Raw genomic sequence first — 15,779 nt, forward strand, 5'->3', positions numbered from 1 at the left:
CTTTTCCTATCCCACCTCTAAACAGCGATTTTCTTCCTAAAAATTCCTTACAATAGCCCGCTATTGCTTCAGAATTTTTAGTTGAAACTCACTATTTACAGGCGTTCTGAATCCTAAATTAGAATCGAACTCAGGTTATTAAAAAAAACCTGACAGGTCTTTTATAAAATCTGGCTAAAAAATTAAAAAGCAGTCATTGAATTTATATCAAATGACTGCCTAAAGATTTCAATATTAAATTTATACGCCTTCTGCCTCTACCTCTTTCACATCATTAGGCAACATTCTCTTTAAAAGATTTTCAATTCCTGCCTTTAATGTAATGGTAGAAGAAGGACATCCACTACAAGCACCTTGCAACAAAAGTTTTACCTTTTGACTATCCTTTTCATAAGAATGGAAAGAAATAGCTCCACCGTCTTGCTCTACAGCGGGCTTGATGTACTCATCCAAGATATTTTTGATCTGCTCTTCTAACTCCGCATTTTCACTTGTATTAGGTTGCTCAAAAAAATCTTGTGTTCTCAATTCAACTACACGCTGGCCTGATTCCAAAAATTCTTTAATAATTCCTTTAACTTCATTTTGGATTTCAACCCATTCGTATTCAGGTTTTTTGGTAACCGTAATGAAATTACTCATGTAAAAAACTCTATCAACATACTCCTTTTTGAAAAGGATTTCCGCTAACGGGGCTTGTTTTGTATCTTCTATAGATGGAAAATCAAAAGAATCACCTTCAGGTACCAACATTTGGTTGGTAGCGAATTTCAATGAATTCGGATTCGGATTGGCTTCCATATAAATGGTAACAGGTTGTTGTGTCTGCTCACTCATCTTATTTAGTTAAGTTATTTTCAAATTATTTATTTGCAGGTACGTCATCAGGAACATTAAGTTCACCTTCAGACTTAGCAATTAATGTAGAAACAGTCGCATCGCCTGTAACGTTCACCACAGTTCGGAACATATCCAAAATTCTATCTACAGGAAAAATAATAGCTACCCAGGCAGGATTTAAACCTACTGAATTTAAAACTATGATCATCATCACCAATCCTGCACTTGGTACAGCTGCAGATCCTATAGAGGCTAAAGTAGCCGTTAAAACAATAGTTAACTGCTGACCCAATGTTAAGTCAACCATGTGCAATTGCGCCAAGAATACCACTGCTATAGCCTGATACATACTGGTTCCATCCATATTGACAGTTGCACCAATAGGAAGTACAAAACTGCTAATTTTCTTAGACGCTCCCATATTTTCTTCCACACACTCCATGGTAACAGGTAAGGTAGCTGCACTACTGGAAGTTGAAAAAGCTAAAAATTGAGCCGGACTTATTCTTTTTAAGAATTCTCTATACGTTAACTTTTTGATAAATAGCGAGACTATCAATGGATATAACACAAATATCATGAATAGTAAGCCTACCAAAAGCGTAATGGAGTAACTTCCCAATCCTTTGAAAATTTGCCATACCTGAGCTGGCGTATCCGCCATTTTCGCAATTACTCCTGCCAATAAAGCAAATACAAAAAATGGTGCAGCTTTCATAATGATATCCACCATCTTAAGAATGACTTCATTGGCACCATTTACGAAACTGATAACACCTCCAACTTTATCATTTGGTAACATTGCCAAACATATTCCAAAGAACAATGCAAAGAAAATAACTTGTAACATGTTGGCATTATTGCTAAAGGCTCCAAAGACATTTTCGGGCACCATATCTACAAAAAACTGAAGGGGTCCTTTATTACTGGTTTCTTCAGCAGATTGAGACAATTGGTCTACCTTCTTATTGGAAGCTTCAGCAACATTTCTCAATGAATCCATTGCACCCTCATTCATTGTGGAATTCACTAAATCTTGATACTCTTGCTCTTTTAAAAAAGATCTTCCGTCTTTTGGTTGAGGAACATCAGGATTTTCACTTACCCATAGTTCGTATTTAATTCTGTTCTTTACTCTTTGTTCTTCATTAACAAACTTACCTGGTTGAACTAAATTCACAAGTGTTAAACCAATACCAACCGCAAGCACAGTAGACATTAAATAAAACACAAGGGTTTTTAAGCCGAGTTTCCCCAGTTTGTTGATATCAGTCAAACTGGAAACACCACTAATAATAGAAAGCAAGACCAACGGAACTGCAATTGCTTTTAATACTCTAATAAATATGGTACCAAAAGGATCTATCCAGTCTATTGTGAACTGGTTCCATCCCAAATAGCTAGAGATAAAGGCCCATGCGACCCCCAACACCAAGCCAATAATTATTTTTATATGTAATGGTAATTTTTTCATCAAATTTTATTCGTTTTAGCCCTCAACAAAAAATCCGCAATCGTTAAAGCAGCCATTGCTTCTACAATAGGTACTGCTCTTGGCACCACACACGGGTCATGCCTGCCTTTTCCTTTTACTGTTACTTTATTCCCCTCTTTATCAATACTCTCCTGGTCATTCATGATCGTTGCAATAGGTTTGAAAGCTACATTAAAGTAAATATCTTGCCCATTAGATATACCTCCTTGAATGCCACCGGAATGATTGGTCGAAGTTTTTACTTTTCCATCTTCAGTTTTGAAAGCATCATTATGCTCTGAGCCATACATTTTCACTCCTTCAAAACCACTTCCGTATTCGAAGCCCTTTACGGCATTAATACTTAACATAGCTTGTCCTAATACTGCATGCAATTTATCAAATACAGGTTCACCTAAACCTACCGGTGTTCCTTTTACAACACAAGTCACTATACCGCCAATGGTATCTCTATTTTTTCTGGTATCATCAATATGCTGAATCATTTTTTCAGCTATTTCAGGATCAGGGCAGCGTACAATATTTTCTTCCGCCTTGCTCAAATCCATTTGTAAATATGATCTTTTAAGTTTTAAACTTCCAACTTGAGAAACATACGCCTGAACATTAATACCAGATTGCTTCAGATACATCTTGGCTATTGCTCCTGCTGCTACTCTGGCCGCTGTCTCCCTTGCTGAGCTTCTGCCCCCTCCTCTGTAATCTCTTACGCCATACTTCTCTTGATAAGTATAATCTGCATGAGAAGGTCTATAGCTATCTTTAATATGTGAGTAATCTTTACTTTTCTGATTGGTATTTCGGATTCCTAAAGCAATTGGGGTTCCTGTGGTTACTCCCTCGAAAATACCGGATAAAACTTCTACTTCATCTTCTTCCTTTCTCTGCGTGGTAATTTTAGATTGACCCGGCTTTCTGCGTTGCATTTCAGATTGCAAGAATGCTTCATCTACTTTCACTCCAGCAGGACAACCGTCAATGATGACGCCTATTCCCACCCCATGAGATTCACCATAAGTAGTGATTTTGAAGATTTTACCGAAACTATTGCTCATTTATAGAAAAATTGATGCGCAATTTAGGACTTTTTCAGTAAGATGAACAATGAAAGTGAAAAAGCCACTATAAGAAATATATTAAATACCCATTTCCATATTTCAGTGGTTTGATGAGATTGTAATTGATTAGAAACTTCATCGATTCTATCATAAAATAAACCATCAGAAGAAGCTTGTTCAATATTTACATTTGCCATGCTTTCCCCACTAACTTTGATCCTATAGTCAGATTTTAAAGTATCGTATTTATTGGATGAGGTATTAAAAAATATATATTGGAAATAATCTGACAAATCATATTCTCCTGGCTCTTTTGGTATCATATAATATCGGAAAGCTTTTGACCCCCTAACTGACACTCCACTTCTTCTAATATTCTCACTTACATCAGGAGAATAAATTTCCAAATTTTTCTGATTATTTACTTGAGGCTCAGCAATTCCTGAAATATTTCCAATTCCCCTAATCTCAAACTCATACTGAAAACTTTCTCCAGTATTCAATTCAGTGGAATTAATATTTTCAGATAATTCATAATTCCCTACCGAAACCTGGTCTTTTAATGGATGATCAGGTAATGGTTTAACTTTCACAGTTTTGGGTTTAGAATAGAATGTTTTAAAAGTTTCCTTCCTATTCTGACCAAAAAAACTTCTGCTCTTAGCTACTTGATATTTAATCATTTCCAAACCTACTTTCGGGAAAACAATATCCTGTTCCCCTAATGGGGAAAAAGTAGCTTGAAATATTTTATAAACACTATAACGCTTTCCTCCAATATTGACTGGTTCTGCTTTAATATTTTCAATATTGAAATTTTCTTCCCAAACATTATTAGGTCTTACTTTACGTAAAATATCAGTCAGCTGATTAGTTAAATCATGAAACTGAAGCGGTGCTCTATTTTCATTAGAAACATAAAATGCAAGAGTAGTATTAACGCCCTCTCCAATATAAACTTCATCTTTATCGGTAGTTAAGGCAAAAAATGCCTCTTCTTTTAAATTTACAAACTCTTCTGGCTCATCTCTTCTGCCAAAGAAATCTTCAAAAGGGTCACTCCCGAAAGGGTCATATCTTCTGTTTTGATTCTGCTGTTTTGCCGACCCCACCTCTACCTTTTTTCCGGGCGAGCTAATGACTTTTCCATTCACATTTATATTGAAAGGGGGGATATTGATAATTCCCTCTTTTTCAGGCACATAAGTTTGTGTAATACTTTGACTTCTAGTCACCTGCCCATTAAAAATATTGGTTGATGAACTGCTGGATGTTCCTCTTTTAACTAATCCTGATATGTCGGGGAACTTATCATAAGACTTCAAAGTCTCTCCCTCTACCTTTACGGTAATGGTAAAAGCCTCATTCAAAGCAATCCTATCAGGACCTAATTCAATAGAAATATCTTGAGCTAAAAGTCCAAAACCACTACAAAACAATATTGAAAATATAAATGAAAAATATATTAACCTAAACTTCATATTTATCGTAATTTAATTCAAATACTTTTAATATTCGAACGTTAAAATTAGTGTTTAATTTTCGATTTTAATAAATTTTTACTACTTTCAGGATACCATAAAAAACTAAGTTCTTTAAAGTAATAACTACAACCCAAACCATAATAGCTATGTTAGATTATGCAAAATCAATTCTTTCAAAAGTGAGTTTCGACAAGCGTTTATTTGAAAAAGAGTTGGCAAAAGCTATTGCTCTGTTAGTTGAACACGAGCTGAATTTGTTGAAGGAATGGTGCTACAGAAATTTTAGTTCTAAGTACCGTGATGTGTTAAACAAACATTTCCAAACTATTTAATTATATGAGCCACCTTATAGGTGGCTTTTTTATTCCCACTCAATTTAAAAATCTCCTCTCCCATTCGCAATTCAATTGCATTTAATGTAATTTCGCTTCAAATTACATTAACATGAACAATAGGAAGAAAAATTCAATCTATTCATTGATTTTAATTGCCGTAGTTGCTATGTTTTGGTTTTACAGAGACAGCCAAAAATCTGAAACCGAAAAATTACCCTACATTTTTATTTCAGGAGAAGCACAAGGCACAACCTACAACATCACCTATTCAGATGTAGAAAATAGAAACCTGAAACTAGAAGTAGATTCGATTTTGCATCAATTTGATCTTAGCTTATCTACCTATGTGAAAAGCTCAGAGATTGTGAGATTTAATAAATCAGACCATTTTCAGTTTGAATCCTCTTATTTCTATCCTGTTTTAGAGAAATCAAAAGAAATATATAAGGCTTCTGATGGAGCATTTGACCCTACAGTTTACCCATTAATTGAAGCCTGGGGATTTGGCCCTGAAAAAACGGACTTCCCAGACAGTAGCCGAATAGAAGAAATAAAAGAATATGTAGGTTTTGAATACATTGATTTCAACAAGCAGCGAGTTGTTAAAGAAAAGGAAAAAGTATCACTTGATTTTAATGCCATTGCTCAGGGATATTCTATAGATGTAGTATTTGACTTTCTAAAATCCAGAGGTGTAGAAAACATGATGGTTGAGCTAGGCGGGGAATTAAGAGTTAAAGGGAAGAATGAAAATGAGGATTTATGGGCTATAGGCGTTGATGACCCAAAAACAGAAGAAGGACAACAAGCTAAAAGAGTAGCCATTATTAAATTAGACAATGAAGCGATATCCACATCAGGTAATTACAGAAAATTTTTCGTCCATGAGGGTAAAAAATATGGACACAGCATCAACCCAAAAACAGGCTATCCCATTCAAAGGGATATCATAAGCTCAACAGTGGTTGCGCCAACTTGCATGGAAGCAGATGCTTGGTCTACTGCTTTTATGGTAACTGGATTGGAAAAGGCAAAAGAAATATTAACAACCCAAAATCACCTTAAAGCTTTTTTCATTTATGAGGATGAGAATGGTGATTTACAGCAATACAATACTGAGAATTTAGGGGGGAATATCATTCTTTAATTATGACTGAAGATAAAAAAGAATGGTTCAATGAGTGGTTTGGTTCTCCCTATTATCATATCCTGTACAAAAACAGAGATGATAATGAAGCAAAATTTTTCTTAACGAATTTACTGCAGTATTTAAAAATACCGAAAGACGCAAAGTTATTGGACGTGGCTTGTGGAAGCGGAAGACATTCCATCTTCTTGAATAAAAAAGGTTTTGAAGTAGAAGGAATCGATATTTCAGATAGAAATATTGAATTAGCAAAAGCACATGAAAATGAGAAATTACAATTTCATGTACAAGATATGCGCAATAGCTTAAAGGAAAATTATTTTGATTACGCTTTTAATCTGTTTACGAGTTTTGGTTTTTTTAAATCTGAGAAAGAAAATCAAAAATGCATTAGCTCGATTTCAAATTCACTCAAATCAGGAGGTGTCTTTACTTTAGACTTTTTAAACCCATATAGAGTAATTCATAATCTAGTGAAAGAAGAAGTCAAAACTATAGATGGCATCGAGTTTCATCTCAAAAGACATTTTGATGGGGAAAATATTAGTAAAGAAATCAATTTTAAGGCTGATGGTAAAGAGTTTGAGTTTGAAGAAAGGGTTAAAGCTATCAGAAGATTATGCTTTTTAGAATTCTTCCGAAATGCTAACTTTATGCTTATGCAAACCTTTGGTGATTATGAGCTAAATGATTACGAGCCCGAAACTTCCGAACGAATGATATTTATTGTAAAAAAATTATGATTAGTAACACCATAATATTGTTTTTACTCACTTTTGGTGCAGGTTATCTGGTATTTTTTATTCCTAAAGTGAATAATTCGTTTTTTAAACTGGCCTTAGTTTTTGCTGGCGCTTATTTATTTTCAGTTACCGTGATTCACATTTTACCTGAAATATTTTCACAAGGGGAAAATGTAGCTTATATCAGTTTATATGTATTAGCTGGTTTTTTTATCCAGGTGATTTTAGAATACTTTTCTGAAGGCGTAGAGCATGGTCATTTGCATAATATTCAAGACCATCACCATCACGGACATAATAAGTGGCTGGGATTATTAATTGCCTTGTCCATACATTCTTTTCTAGAAGGGACTTTACTGGCACATCCTGATACTATTCACTCTCATGACAGCACAAACTCTGTGTTTTTTGGTATTTTGATGCATAAAATGCCTGCTGCATTTGCACTAATGTCAGTCTTAATCTGTCATTTAAAAACTAAATGGAAAACTGTATTAATCTTAGTTATTTTTAGTTTGGCAAGCCCAGCGGGATTAGGACTTAGTCATATTTTACATGACGCGGAGATCTTCTCAGATAGAGTTTTCCTTATACTATTTGCTATTGTATCCGGAAACTTCCTGCATATTTCTACTACTATCTTTTTTGAAAGCAGCCCAGATCATAGTTTTAATTTCAAGAAATTATTTATTTCTCTTCTAGGGGCACTGATTGCGGTATTGGCTGAGTTTTCATTTTAGTAATCGCCACTTGTCTTATTGAGCTATACAGTAAGTAATAACATGGCAGCAAAAGTAAATGACTTATTACGTTTTGATCAATCCATTTATTGAAATAAATATCAAAACTGTGAATCATTGCAGGTCCAGCAAATAATGCAATGGCTAATGGAATTTTTATGTAAACAAAATCTCTTTCTTGAATATACTTATAAATGTGAATTATTGACACAAATCCTATTAAGCCCACGATAGAATTTACCTTTACAACATCGAAATGTTGAACAGTTAGGATTTGAGAGATGAAAATTCCAAAAAAAGCAAAAATCAATGCACTTAAAATAAATTTTATTTTAGCTGATTCTAATAATTTCAAACTCGCCAACTGAAAGGACAAAATTGAAACACCCTGCATTGTCCAGGCAATGAGATGTGGGTTTTTCCCTAAGTAAAGATCCAGTAAATGTGCCGTTCCCCCCAGAAAAGCAGAAAAACCAAGAAAAAAGAAAAAGAAAGCTGTTAATTTAGCGTATTTTGATGTGAAATTATGGAATAGTTTGTGACCAAAATAGGCGCAAAAAACAGCCATCAAAATATCACTGATGAAAGTTAAGGGGTCGGCAAGTTCCAATCCCAAAAACTCAATATAGGTATGTTCAATCAATTTAAAAGTATTTCAATAACGCATAATTGATAGTTCGCTAACTAAAAACAACAGCGAACTAGACAGTTAAAATTAAACTGTTGAACAATATATTAATTTTATTTTATACTTAAGTGTAATTCTTTTAATTGTTCTGGTGAAATAGTAGCCGGAGAATCAATCATCACATCTCTTCCTGCATTGTTTTTAGGGAATGCGATATAATCTCTGATTGAATCTGAACCACCAAACATCGCACATAATCTATCAAAACCAAATGCAATTCCACCATGTGGTGGTGCTCCATATTCAAAAGCTTCCATCAAGAACCCAAATTGCTTTTGAGCCTCATCTTCTGTAAAGCCCAATGCTTTGAACATCTTCTGCTGTAAAGATTTATCATGGATTCTGATGCTTCCTCCACCAATTTCAACTCCATTGATCACCATATCATAGGCATTGGCTCTTATTCTCCCCGGATCAGACTCTATAAATTCCATATCTTCTGTTTTGGGGCTGGTAAATGGGTGATGCATAGCATGGAATCTCTTTGTTTCTTCGTCCCATTCCAGAAGAGGGAAATCAAGCACCCATAGAGGCTTGAACACATTCCTATCTCTTAAACCAAGTTCAGACCCCATTTTCAGACGTAACTCATTCATCGCTTTTCGAGTATGGTCAATGTCTCCACTTAAAACTAATAGTAAATCACCAGTTTTGGCATCAGCAGCTTCTGCCCATGTTTTCAAATCTTCCTGATTGTAAAATTTATCAACTGAGGATTTGAAACTTCCGTCTTCATTACATTTTACATAAACCAATCCTTTTGCACCAATTTGTGGGCGCTTAACATATTCAGTTAATGCATCTAACTGCTTACGAGTATATTCGGCTGCACCTGGCACATTTATTCCTACCACTAATTCAGCTTGATCAAATACATTAAAGCCTTTACCTTGAGCATGTTCATTCAATTCTACGAAAGGCATTCCGAATCTAATATCGGGCTTATCCGAGCCATAAAGCTTCATGGCCTGATCATAAGTCATTCTTTCAAAATCGTCAATTTCAACTCCTTTCACTTCTTTGAATAGGTATTTTACCATTCCCTCAAAAGTATTCAGGATATCCTCTTGCTCTACAAAGGACATTTCACAGTCAATTTGAGTAAATTCCGGTTGGCGATCAGCACGTAAATCTTCATCTCTAAAACATTTCACAATCTGGAAATATTTATCGAAGCCAGATACCATCAATAATTGCTTGAAAGTTTGTGGAGATTGTGGCAAAGCATAAAATTCACCTTCATGAACGCGAGAAGGGACTACAAAATCACGAGCTCCCTCAGGAGTAGATTTTATCAAAACAGGAGTTTCAACTTCCAAAAATCCGGCTCCATCCATAAACCTACGGGTTGCCTGCATGAGTTGATGACGCAACTTAAGCTTTTCCCTTACAGCTGGTCTTCTTAAATCCAAATAGCGGTACTGCATTCTTAATTCCTCTCCACCATCTGTATCATCCTCTATGGTGAATGGAGGGGTTTTAGCCGCATTTAAGATATTCAGTTCCTCAAGAGATATTTCTATATCTCCTGTAGCCATTTTATCATTTTTAGAAAAGCGCTCTAATACCTCGCCTTTAGCTTGCAGAACAAATTCTCTTCCTACTTTTCGGGCAGTTTTAAGAATATCTTCACTTGTTTTACCCTCTTCACATAAAAGCTGCGTAATTCCGTAACGATCGCGCAAATCTATCCAGAGTAAACCTCCTTTATTACGTACGCGCTGTACCCAACCGCTTAATATTACTTTTTCGCCTTTATTTTCTATTCTTAGCTCTCCGCAGTGATGTGTCCTATGCATGATAAAATTTTAATTCAAATTTTGGGCAAAGGTAAGCAATTAGAATAATTGATGAAGTGGTTTTTAGAATTGAATTTAAAGAAGTAGAAAATAATGAATAAAAAAGGGGATGATTTCACTTTTGTGAACTCATCCCCTAATATTTTTGATTAATTATACTATTTGGAATCAGTCATTTCCTTGCTCAAGATTTCTTCAATTACGGCTCGCATTTCTGCTTCCGGCCTGTAGCCTCGTGCAATTAAATACCCTTGCTTACCGATACTTAAAACCACAGAAGGAAATCCTCCTATTCCCATTTGCTGGCCAATTTGAAATTCCTGATATGTTTTTTCTTTGTAAGCAGGATCCTCCAATTTATTCTTGAACACTTCCCAGGGTAAATCAAAACCTTTTGCTAATAATTGATAATTATCAACTTCATTAAGATTTATACCTTTTTCATATAAAGTTGATTGTAGAGCAGATGCAAACTCAATGCTAGATTTGTTAGTCATTGATTTATAAACTGTCATAGCTATGCAAGGCAACTCTGAATTAAGCATCAGGGTGCCTTCTTCCAATATCTCCAAATAAGGTTTTCCAAATTTAACACCAGTCATTTCTTCCAGGCGAGGCATAGCTTCCTGAAGGTACTCCTTCATCTCACTCAAAGGCTTTATTCTATCTCCAAGCACCATACCACCACTAATAGCTTCAAAATCGATTTTTTCTTGAAATTCTTTTTCCAGTTTTTTAATCACCGGACTAAATCCAAAACACCATCCGCATAAAGGGTCGTAAAAATATAGTAATTTCGCTTTTTCCATGTTGTTACATACGTTATAGGAGTGATTGAGTTGATATTGGGGACGTAACTTGATTTAAAGTCTACTTAAATTCTCCTGAAAGTTGATAACCAAAAGAAGAGGCTTCGTCATCAGGACTTAATGCCAATAAATACATCTTCGTTTTAGCTGGAACCGTAAATTTATAAGGCAGTTTTTTAGTACTTATCAGATTTTTCAATTGTAACTTCAAAACTCCACTCATTTCACTATTCATTCCATTATTAACATAAATTAATACGTAATCACCATATTCCTCTGAGTCAAATTCAATTTCATTACTTAAATCAGAGGGTTTAAATTCAGCCTCAAATTTTGATTCCTGAAAACTATCTTCAACCTCAAATTCAGGTTTCCCAGGATGATATGCATAATAACTTTTTGATTCTCTAGGGATAAACAATTTACCCTCATAATTGATAAATTTCACAGGCATGGTGATATTCTGAAAATCTATGTTTTGAGCAACCATAAAATGAAGGTGAGGCCCCGAACTCCAGCCTGTATTCCCACTAATACCAATCAGTTGACCTTCTTTTATTTGAGTTCCTTTTTTAACTAAACTGCCATTTTGCACCAAATGAACATAGCTGCCGAGTGTCCCATCATCATGATAAACTTTAATAAAATTACCATATGGCTCAAATTTAGGATCATCACCACCTTCATTAGAACCATCTTTTACTTCTATTACCAAACCGTCTCTTGCAGCAAAAACACTATCTCCTATTTCTAAATTAAAGTCAATCGCATTAATTCCTCTATGAGTTCCTGAGCCATTATTACCTTGCCCAACTCTGGCTTTTTTCCCATGTTTATAGGGTAGCAGATACGGATAATTTTCATCAACTATTAGTGAAGGATCACCTATGTTATAAAGAAAATTAAAGTCAAATGAAGTGCCTTTATTCTCTTTAATTTTTTTCAATTCTAATATTTTTTGATTGGTAACTTTAGCAGGAATAGTTCTTATAAAGCTTCTCTCATCTGATTCAGCTTTAAGATTCTCTAAGTTTTGAAAATTAATTTTAACCGTATAAGGGACTTGTTCATTGTTATTTGCATAAAAGAAAAAGCCCTCTTCTGATTTTTCATAAAAAATTTTTATCGGCTTTTGTTGAGCTAAAAGAAAATTCGAATAAAATATGGAGAAGAATAAAAATAAGACCCTTTTCATGTTGAAATCATTTAAAACTAATACATCATACACTGTAAAAACAGTTGTTTTGTTTTGTAAAAATGAAAATAGGAAAGTTTCTTTTAAATTCTTCTATTTTTTCGATTCTTTAGAAAGAGGGAAAAGCAAACTTAATTGAACGGATGGAACCTGATTTGTAGAAACCGAAGGATTTTCCCTTACGAAATGATTAACGGGTAAAATATTGGCAAAACCTGATTTAAAACTACCCTCTATCTGAAGGATAAATAGAGAAAAATCATAAGAAAACCCCGCACCTGTATACACACCAAAATCTCCTCTATTATCCTCGTTCACAGAATAATAAATTTGAATCTCATCTAAATCTTGATTGTTTGCAATGCTTGTGGATGCACTTAATGCCCAGGCAACATAGATTCCTGCATCAGCAAAAAATTTAAATTTCTTCGTTCCAAAAATTTGCCAATGAAAATAAAAAGGAAGCTCTAAATAATTAATTTCTGTAATAGCAGTATTAGTAAAATCTAAGGTATTTTGGCCCCAACCTTTTGTTGAATAATTTAAATCAAATTGAATCCCTATTTTATCACTCTGCATATAGCGATAAGAAATACCGTAACTTGGACTTACAAAATAAGCAGTACGAAATCTGGTTGTAATAGGCACATTAGTGAAGTCTGTGAAATTCACAAAGGGAATGTTAACACCCCCTTTAACACCTAAGTAGGATTGACTCTTTATCTCTTTAAAAGAAAAGAGACATAAAAAAAGTATGAAAATTATGGAAATTCTTTTCATACTATATCATTATAATGTTAATCAAAATTAGGATTCTGACTCCTCTTTATCAGTATTTCTTTTATCAATAAATGCAATTGCATTTACTAAGCCCACTAGAGTGACTAATATCCAAAAAAATGTATTGGCTCCTTCTGTAACCGGAATATCGTAAAACATATCTTTCTCTTTATAATTTATTGGCAAAAATAGAGGATAAGCTTTTATCCTACAAGCTTTATTGATTTACTTTTTTGTAGTAGCTTTTTCAAGATTAAATAAATCATTCAAAACACCTATTAAAGTTTCTTCTTCACCCCTTTTGCAAGCGGCTTTTAATTGTAGAACAGGCAATTTTAATATCTTCTGCATCATGCTCTTTGTTACCTTATCCACAATTTTGCAATCTTCACTTTCAATTTCTTTAAGATAACGAGCAAGTTCCTCCTGTCTTATCTGTTCTAATGCTTTTTTGAGGTTGTTGATCGTTGGAGATACCGCCATCTCTTTTGACCAGTCATTAAACTCTTCTATTGACTCTTCAATGATTTCCTCTACTTGAGGAATAGCTTTAATTCGTTTTTCCAGCGCTTCATCTGCCTTACTTTTTACGCTATCTACATTATAAACCAATGCGGCAGGGTTTTCTTCCACCTCATTGCTAACAGAACGCGGAACTGATAGATCAATAAAGTACTTAAAGCTTAAAATCTTTAAGGCATCTACTTTTTCTTTAGTGAAAATTGGCTCCGATGCTCCAACTGAAGAAATGATTACATCCGCATCTTGAACTCCATCCCACAATTGGGTATAAGGATGAACTCCGAAATCACATTCAGTAGCTAATTGTTTTGCCTTATCTTCTGTTCTATTGGTAATTTTAACTGAAAGTCTAGTATCTCCTACAAGGTTTCTGCAAACGTCTTCTCCTATTTCACCTACTCCAACTCCTAATACTCTAGGGATTTTAATATCGGCAGTTAAAGTTTTGACTAATTCTGTTGCTGCATAGGATACGGAAGCAGCTCCATCTCTAAATGGGGTTTCTTGCACTACTTTTTTGTTAGTGAAGAAAATAGTATGCATCAAACGATGCAAAAAAGGACCCGCTAATTGTAAGTCAGCTGAAAGCTGATAAGCTCTTTTTACTTGATTTGAAATTTGTATATCACCTACAACCTGAGCTTCAAGACCCATTGACACTCTGAATAGTCTTTTAACAGCCTCATCATGATTATTAATAACTTCAAAATAAGGCTTAAATGAATCAAAATCACGTATACCTTTTTCTATTCCAATTAACTTAATAACATCTTCTGAGAGCTCCTCTTCATTAAAATAATAAACCTCCGTTCTGTTGCATGTTGAGAGCACCAAAACATCGGAAACTGAAGTAAACTCTTTGAAATAGTTCAATAATCTACCAATAGACTCATCATTAAGAGAGACTTGCTCTCTAATTTCGATAGGAGCATTTTTGAATGATAAACTTATTGCTTTGAAATTTTCTTTCATAATTCTAGATGAATACGCAAAAATAACTTTTAAGTCACAGGAAATAAAATAGATGTAAGTAGTTCTGCTTATTTATCATCTTTCTAAATAAGGAGGCTTACTATACTGCCATTCAACACATAAAAATGTCAATTCATTCCAATTATTTTTTTAGCAAAATAAAATAACGAAATTCGTGCAAAATTTTACCAATGGAAACGAATACGATATTAGTAATAGGAGCAAATGGTCAGCTAGGCACTGAATTAACAGCTGAGTTAAGGGCAATTTATGGAAGCACTAATGTTATAGCATCCGATATTCAAGCCCCAAGAAAGGAACCTCTACCTAATGAGCCTTTCGAACAATTAGATGTTATGAATGCCGAAAAGCTGAATAAAATAGTTGATCAGTATAAAATCACTGAGATTTACATGCTAGCAGCCATTTTATCTGCAAAAGGAGAACAAAACCCGATTTTCGCGTGGGATCTCAATATGAAAAGTCTTTTAAATGTTTTAGAAGTTGCCAGAGAGAAAAAACTTTCAAAAATTTATTGGCCTAGTTCAATTGCTGTATTTGGACCAAAATCTCCAGTAGATAACACTCCACAAGATTGCGTAATGGACCCCAACACTGTTTACGGAATTAGCAAACAAGCAGGAGAAAGATGGTGTGCTTACTACCATGAGAAATATGGTGTAGATGTAAGAAGTTTAAGGTACCCAGGCTTGATAGGCTATAAGTCATTACCTGGTGGTGGAACTACAGATTATGCAGTTGATATTTTTCACAAAGCATTAAATGGAGAAGATTTCGAATGCTATTTAAGAGAGGATTCTTACCTACCCATGATGTATATGCCGGACGCTATTAAAGCCACAATTGATTTAATGCAAGCACCAGCAGAAAAAATTAGCGTAAGGTCTAGTTATAATCTGGGAGCATTAAGCTTTACTCCAAACGATATTTATGAAGTGATCAAAAAACAGCATCCTGACTTTAAGATTACTTATAATGTAGATTACAGACAAAAAATTGCCGATACCTGGCCTAACAGTATTGATGACAGCCAAGCGCAAAAAGATTGGAATTGGAAACCTCAATATACTTTGGAAGATATGGTGGAAGATATTTTGGAGAAACTACCTGAGTATGAATTCTAATTAAACCAAAAAATTTTAATAAAAGGG

At 34.5% G+C, this 15,779-nt stretch carries 15 protein-coding genes; 4 read left to right on the forward strand and 11 right to left on the reverse strand.

Going from position 1 to position 15,779, the window contains the following annotated elements:
• Nucleotides 1-240 precede the first annotated feature (240 nt).
• From Q0L29_RS06645 to Q0L29_RS06660, 4 genes are read right to left on the reverse strand one after another with little or no spacing between them, the layout of a single operon-like run.
• Nucleotides 241-837 (reverse strand): NifU family protein, encoded by a 597-nt coding sequence (locus tag Q0L29_RS06645; RefSeq protein WP_296620137.1) that lies wholly within the window; start codon nt 835-837, stop codon nt 241-243.
• 25 nt (nt 838-862) lie between these two features.
• Nucleotides 863-2,314, reverse strand: coding sequence for a dicarboxylate/amino acid:cation symporter (locus tag Q0L29_RS06650; protein ID WP_296620140.1), 1,452 nt, complete (start codon nt 2,312-2,314; stop codon nt 863-865).
• The gene (gene aroC / locus Q0L29_RS06655; RefSeq protein ID WP_296620142.1) at nt 2,314-3,390 is read right to left on the reverse strand and encodes a chorismate synthase; all 1,077 of its coding nucleotides are present in this window, start codon (nt 3,388-3,390) and stop codon (nt 2,314-2,316) included. Before aroC ends, Q0L29_RS06650 begins: the two co-directional genes overlap by 1 nt.
• Nucleotides 3,391-3,413: 23 nt before the next feature.
• The gene (locus Q0L29_RS06660; RefSeq protein ID WP_296620143.1) at nt 3,414-4,874 is read right to left on the reverse strand and encodes a BatD family protein; all 1,461 of its coding nucleotides are present in this window, start codon (nt 4,872-4,874) and stop codon (nt 3,414-3,416) included.
• Between the two features lie 447 nt (nt 4,875-5,321).
• Between Q0L29_RS06660 and Q0L29_RS06670 the strand changes: the two genes are divergently transcribed.
• The 3 genes from Q0L29_RS06670 to Q0L29_RS06680 are packed head-to-tail and all read left to right on the forward strand — an operon-like array spanning nt 5,322 to nt 7,842.
• Nucleotides 5,322-6,359 carry an FAD:protein FMN transferase gene (locus Q0L29_RS06670; RefSeq protein WP_296620147.1) on the forward strand — a complete coding sequence of 346 codons (1,038 nt, stop codon included), beginning with the start codon at nt 5,322-5,324 and terminating at the stop codon, nt 6,357-6,359.
• A gap of 2 nt (nt 6,360-6,361) precedes the next feature.
• Complete coding sequence (locus Q0L29_RS06675) at nt 6,362-7,102, forward strand: bifunctional 2-polyprenyl-6-hydroxyphenol methylase/3-demethylubiquinol 3-O-methyltransferase UbiG (RefSeq protein ID WP_296620148.1); 741 nt, start codon at nt 6,362-6,364, stop codon at nt 7,100-7,102.
• Entirely contained in the window at nt 7,099-7,842 is a 744-nt protein-coding gene (locus tag Q0L29_RS06680) for a ZIP family metal transporter (protein ID WP_296620150.1), read from the forward strand. Before Q0L29_RS06675 ends, Q0L29_RS06680 begins: the two co-directional genes overlap by 4 nt.
• On the opposite strand, the gene Q0L29_RS06685 is transcribed toward Q0L29_RS06680, so the two are convergent.
• From Q0L29_RS06685 to hemA, 7 genes are all read right to left on the reverse strand, one after another.
• Nucleotides 7,790-8,485, reverse strand: coding sequence for a hypothetical protein (locus Q0L29_RS06685; RefSeq protein WP_296620151.1), 696 nt, complete (start codon nt 8,483-8,485; stop codon nt 7,790-7,792). The genes Q0L29_RS06680 and Q0L29_RS06685 overlap by 53 nt on opposite strands.
• 98 nt (nt 8,486-8,583) lie before the next feature.
• Nucleotides 8,584-10,329: an aspartate--tRNA ligase gene (gene aspS / locus Q0L29_RS06690; RefSeq protein ID WP_296620153.1), complete on the reverse strand. Its 1,746-nt coding sequence runs from the start codon at nt 10,327-10,329 to the stop codon at nt 8,584-8,586.
• Between the two features lie 158 nt (nt 10,330-10,487).
• Nucleotides 10,488-11,138 (reverse strand): DsbA family protein, encoded by a 651-nt coding sequence (locus Q0L29_RS06695; RefSeq protein ID WP_296620155.1) that lies wholly within the window; start codon nt 11,136-11,138, stop codon nt 10,488-10,490.
• A 61-nt stretch (nt 11,139-11,199) separates the two neighbouring features.
• On the reverse strand, nt 11,200-12,333 hold the full coding sequence (locus Q0L29_RS06700) for a M23 family metallopeptidase (RefSeq protein ID WP_296620157.1): 1,134 nt from the start codon (nt 12,331-12,333) through the stop codon (nt 11,200-11,202).
• Nucleotides 12,334-12,426: 93 nt separating this feature from the next.
• A complete protein-coding gene (locus Q0L29_RS06705; RefSeq protein ID WP_296620159.1) occupies nt 12,427-13,113 on the reverse strand; it encodes a porin family protein in 687 nt (228 codons plus the stop codon).
• A gap of 27 nt (nt 13,114-13,140) precedes the next feature.
• A complete protein-coding gene (locus tag Q0L29_RS06710; protein ID WP_296620161.1) occupies nt 13,141-13,299 on the reverse strand; it encodes a hypothetical protein in 159 nt (52 codons plus the stop codon).
• A gap of 39 nt (nt 13,300-13,338) precedes the next feature.
• Nucleotides 13,339-14,607 carry a glutamyl-tRNA reductase gene (gene hemA, locus Q0L29_RS06715; protein WP_296620163.1) on the reverse strand — a complete coding sequence of 423 codons (1,269 nt, stop codon included), beginning with the start codon at nt 14,605-14,607 and terminating at the stop codon, nt 13,339-13,341.
• Between the two features lie 191 nt (nt 14,608-14,798).
• Here hemA and Q0L29_RS06720 point away from each other — a divergent pair, with 191 nt between their 5' ends.
• On the forward strand, nt 14,799-15,752 hold the full coding sequence (locus Q0L29_RS06720) for an NAD-dependent epimerase/dehydratase family protein (protein ID WP_296620165.1): 954 nt from the start codon (nt 14,799-14,801) through the stop codon (nt 15,750-15,752).
• Nucleotides 15,753-15,779 lie beyond the last annotated feature (27 nt).

It is taken from the genome of Marivirga sp. (assembly GCF_024636815.1).
Lineage (GTDB): Bacteria > Bacteroidota > Bacteroidia > Cytophagales > Cyclobacteriaceae > Marivirga.

Excerpts from the sequence above, each read along its gene's own strand:
- Q0L29_RS06645 (WP_296620137.1), bottom strand. The coding sequence starts at position 837 with ATGAGTGAGCAGACACAACAACCTGTTACCATTTATATGGAAGCCAAT.
- Q0L29_RS06650 (WP_296620140.1), bottom strand. The coding sequence starts at position 2,314 with ATGAAAAAATTACCATTACATATAAAAATAATTATTGGCTTGGTGTTG.
- aroC (WP_296620142.1), bottom strand. The coding sequence starts at position 3,390 with ATGAGCAATAGTTTCGGTAAAATCTTCAAAATCACTACTTATGGTGAA.
- Q0L29_RS06660 (WP_296620143.1), bottom strand. The coding sequence starts at position 4,874 with ATGAAGTTTAGGTTAATATATTTTTCATTTATATTTTCAATATTGTTT.
- Q0L29_RS06670 (WP_296620147.1), top strand. The coding sequence starts at position 5,322 with ATGAACAATAGGAAGAAAAATTCAATCTATTCATTGATTTTAATTGCC.
- Q0L29_RS06675 (WP_296620148.1), top strand. The coding sequence starts at position 6,362 with ATGACTGAAGATAAAAAAGAATGGTTCAATGAGTGGTTTGGTTCTCCC.
- Q0L29_RS06680 (WP_296620150.1), top strand. The coding sequence starts at position 7,099 with ATGATTAGTAACACCATAATATTGTTTTTACTCACTTTTGGTGCAGGT.
- aspS (WP_296620153.1), bottom strand. The coding sequence starts at position 10,329 with ATGCATAGGACACATCACTGCGGAGAGCTAAGAATAGAAAATAAAGGC.
- Q0L29_RS06695 (WP_296620155.1), bottom strand. The coding sequence starts at position 11,138 with ATGGAAAAAGCGAAATTACTATATTTTTACGACCCTTTATGCGGATGG.
- Q0L29_RS06700 (WP_296620157.1), bottom strand. The coding sequence starts at position 12,333 with ATGAAAAGGGTCTTATTTTTATTCTTCTCCATATTTTATTCGAATTTT.
- Q0L29_RS06705 (WP_296620159.1), bottom strand. The coding sequence starts at position 13,113 with ATGAAAAGAATTTCCATAATTTTCATACTTTTTTTATGTCTCTTTTCT.
- hemA (WP_296620163.1), bottom strand. The coding sequence starts at position 14,607 with ATGAAAGAAAATTTCAAAGCAATAAGTTTATCATTCAAAAATGCTCCT.
- Q0L29_RS06720 (WP_296620165.1), top strand. The coding sequence starts at position 14,799 with ATGGAAACGAATACGATATTAGTAATAGGAGCAAATGGTCAGCTAGGC.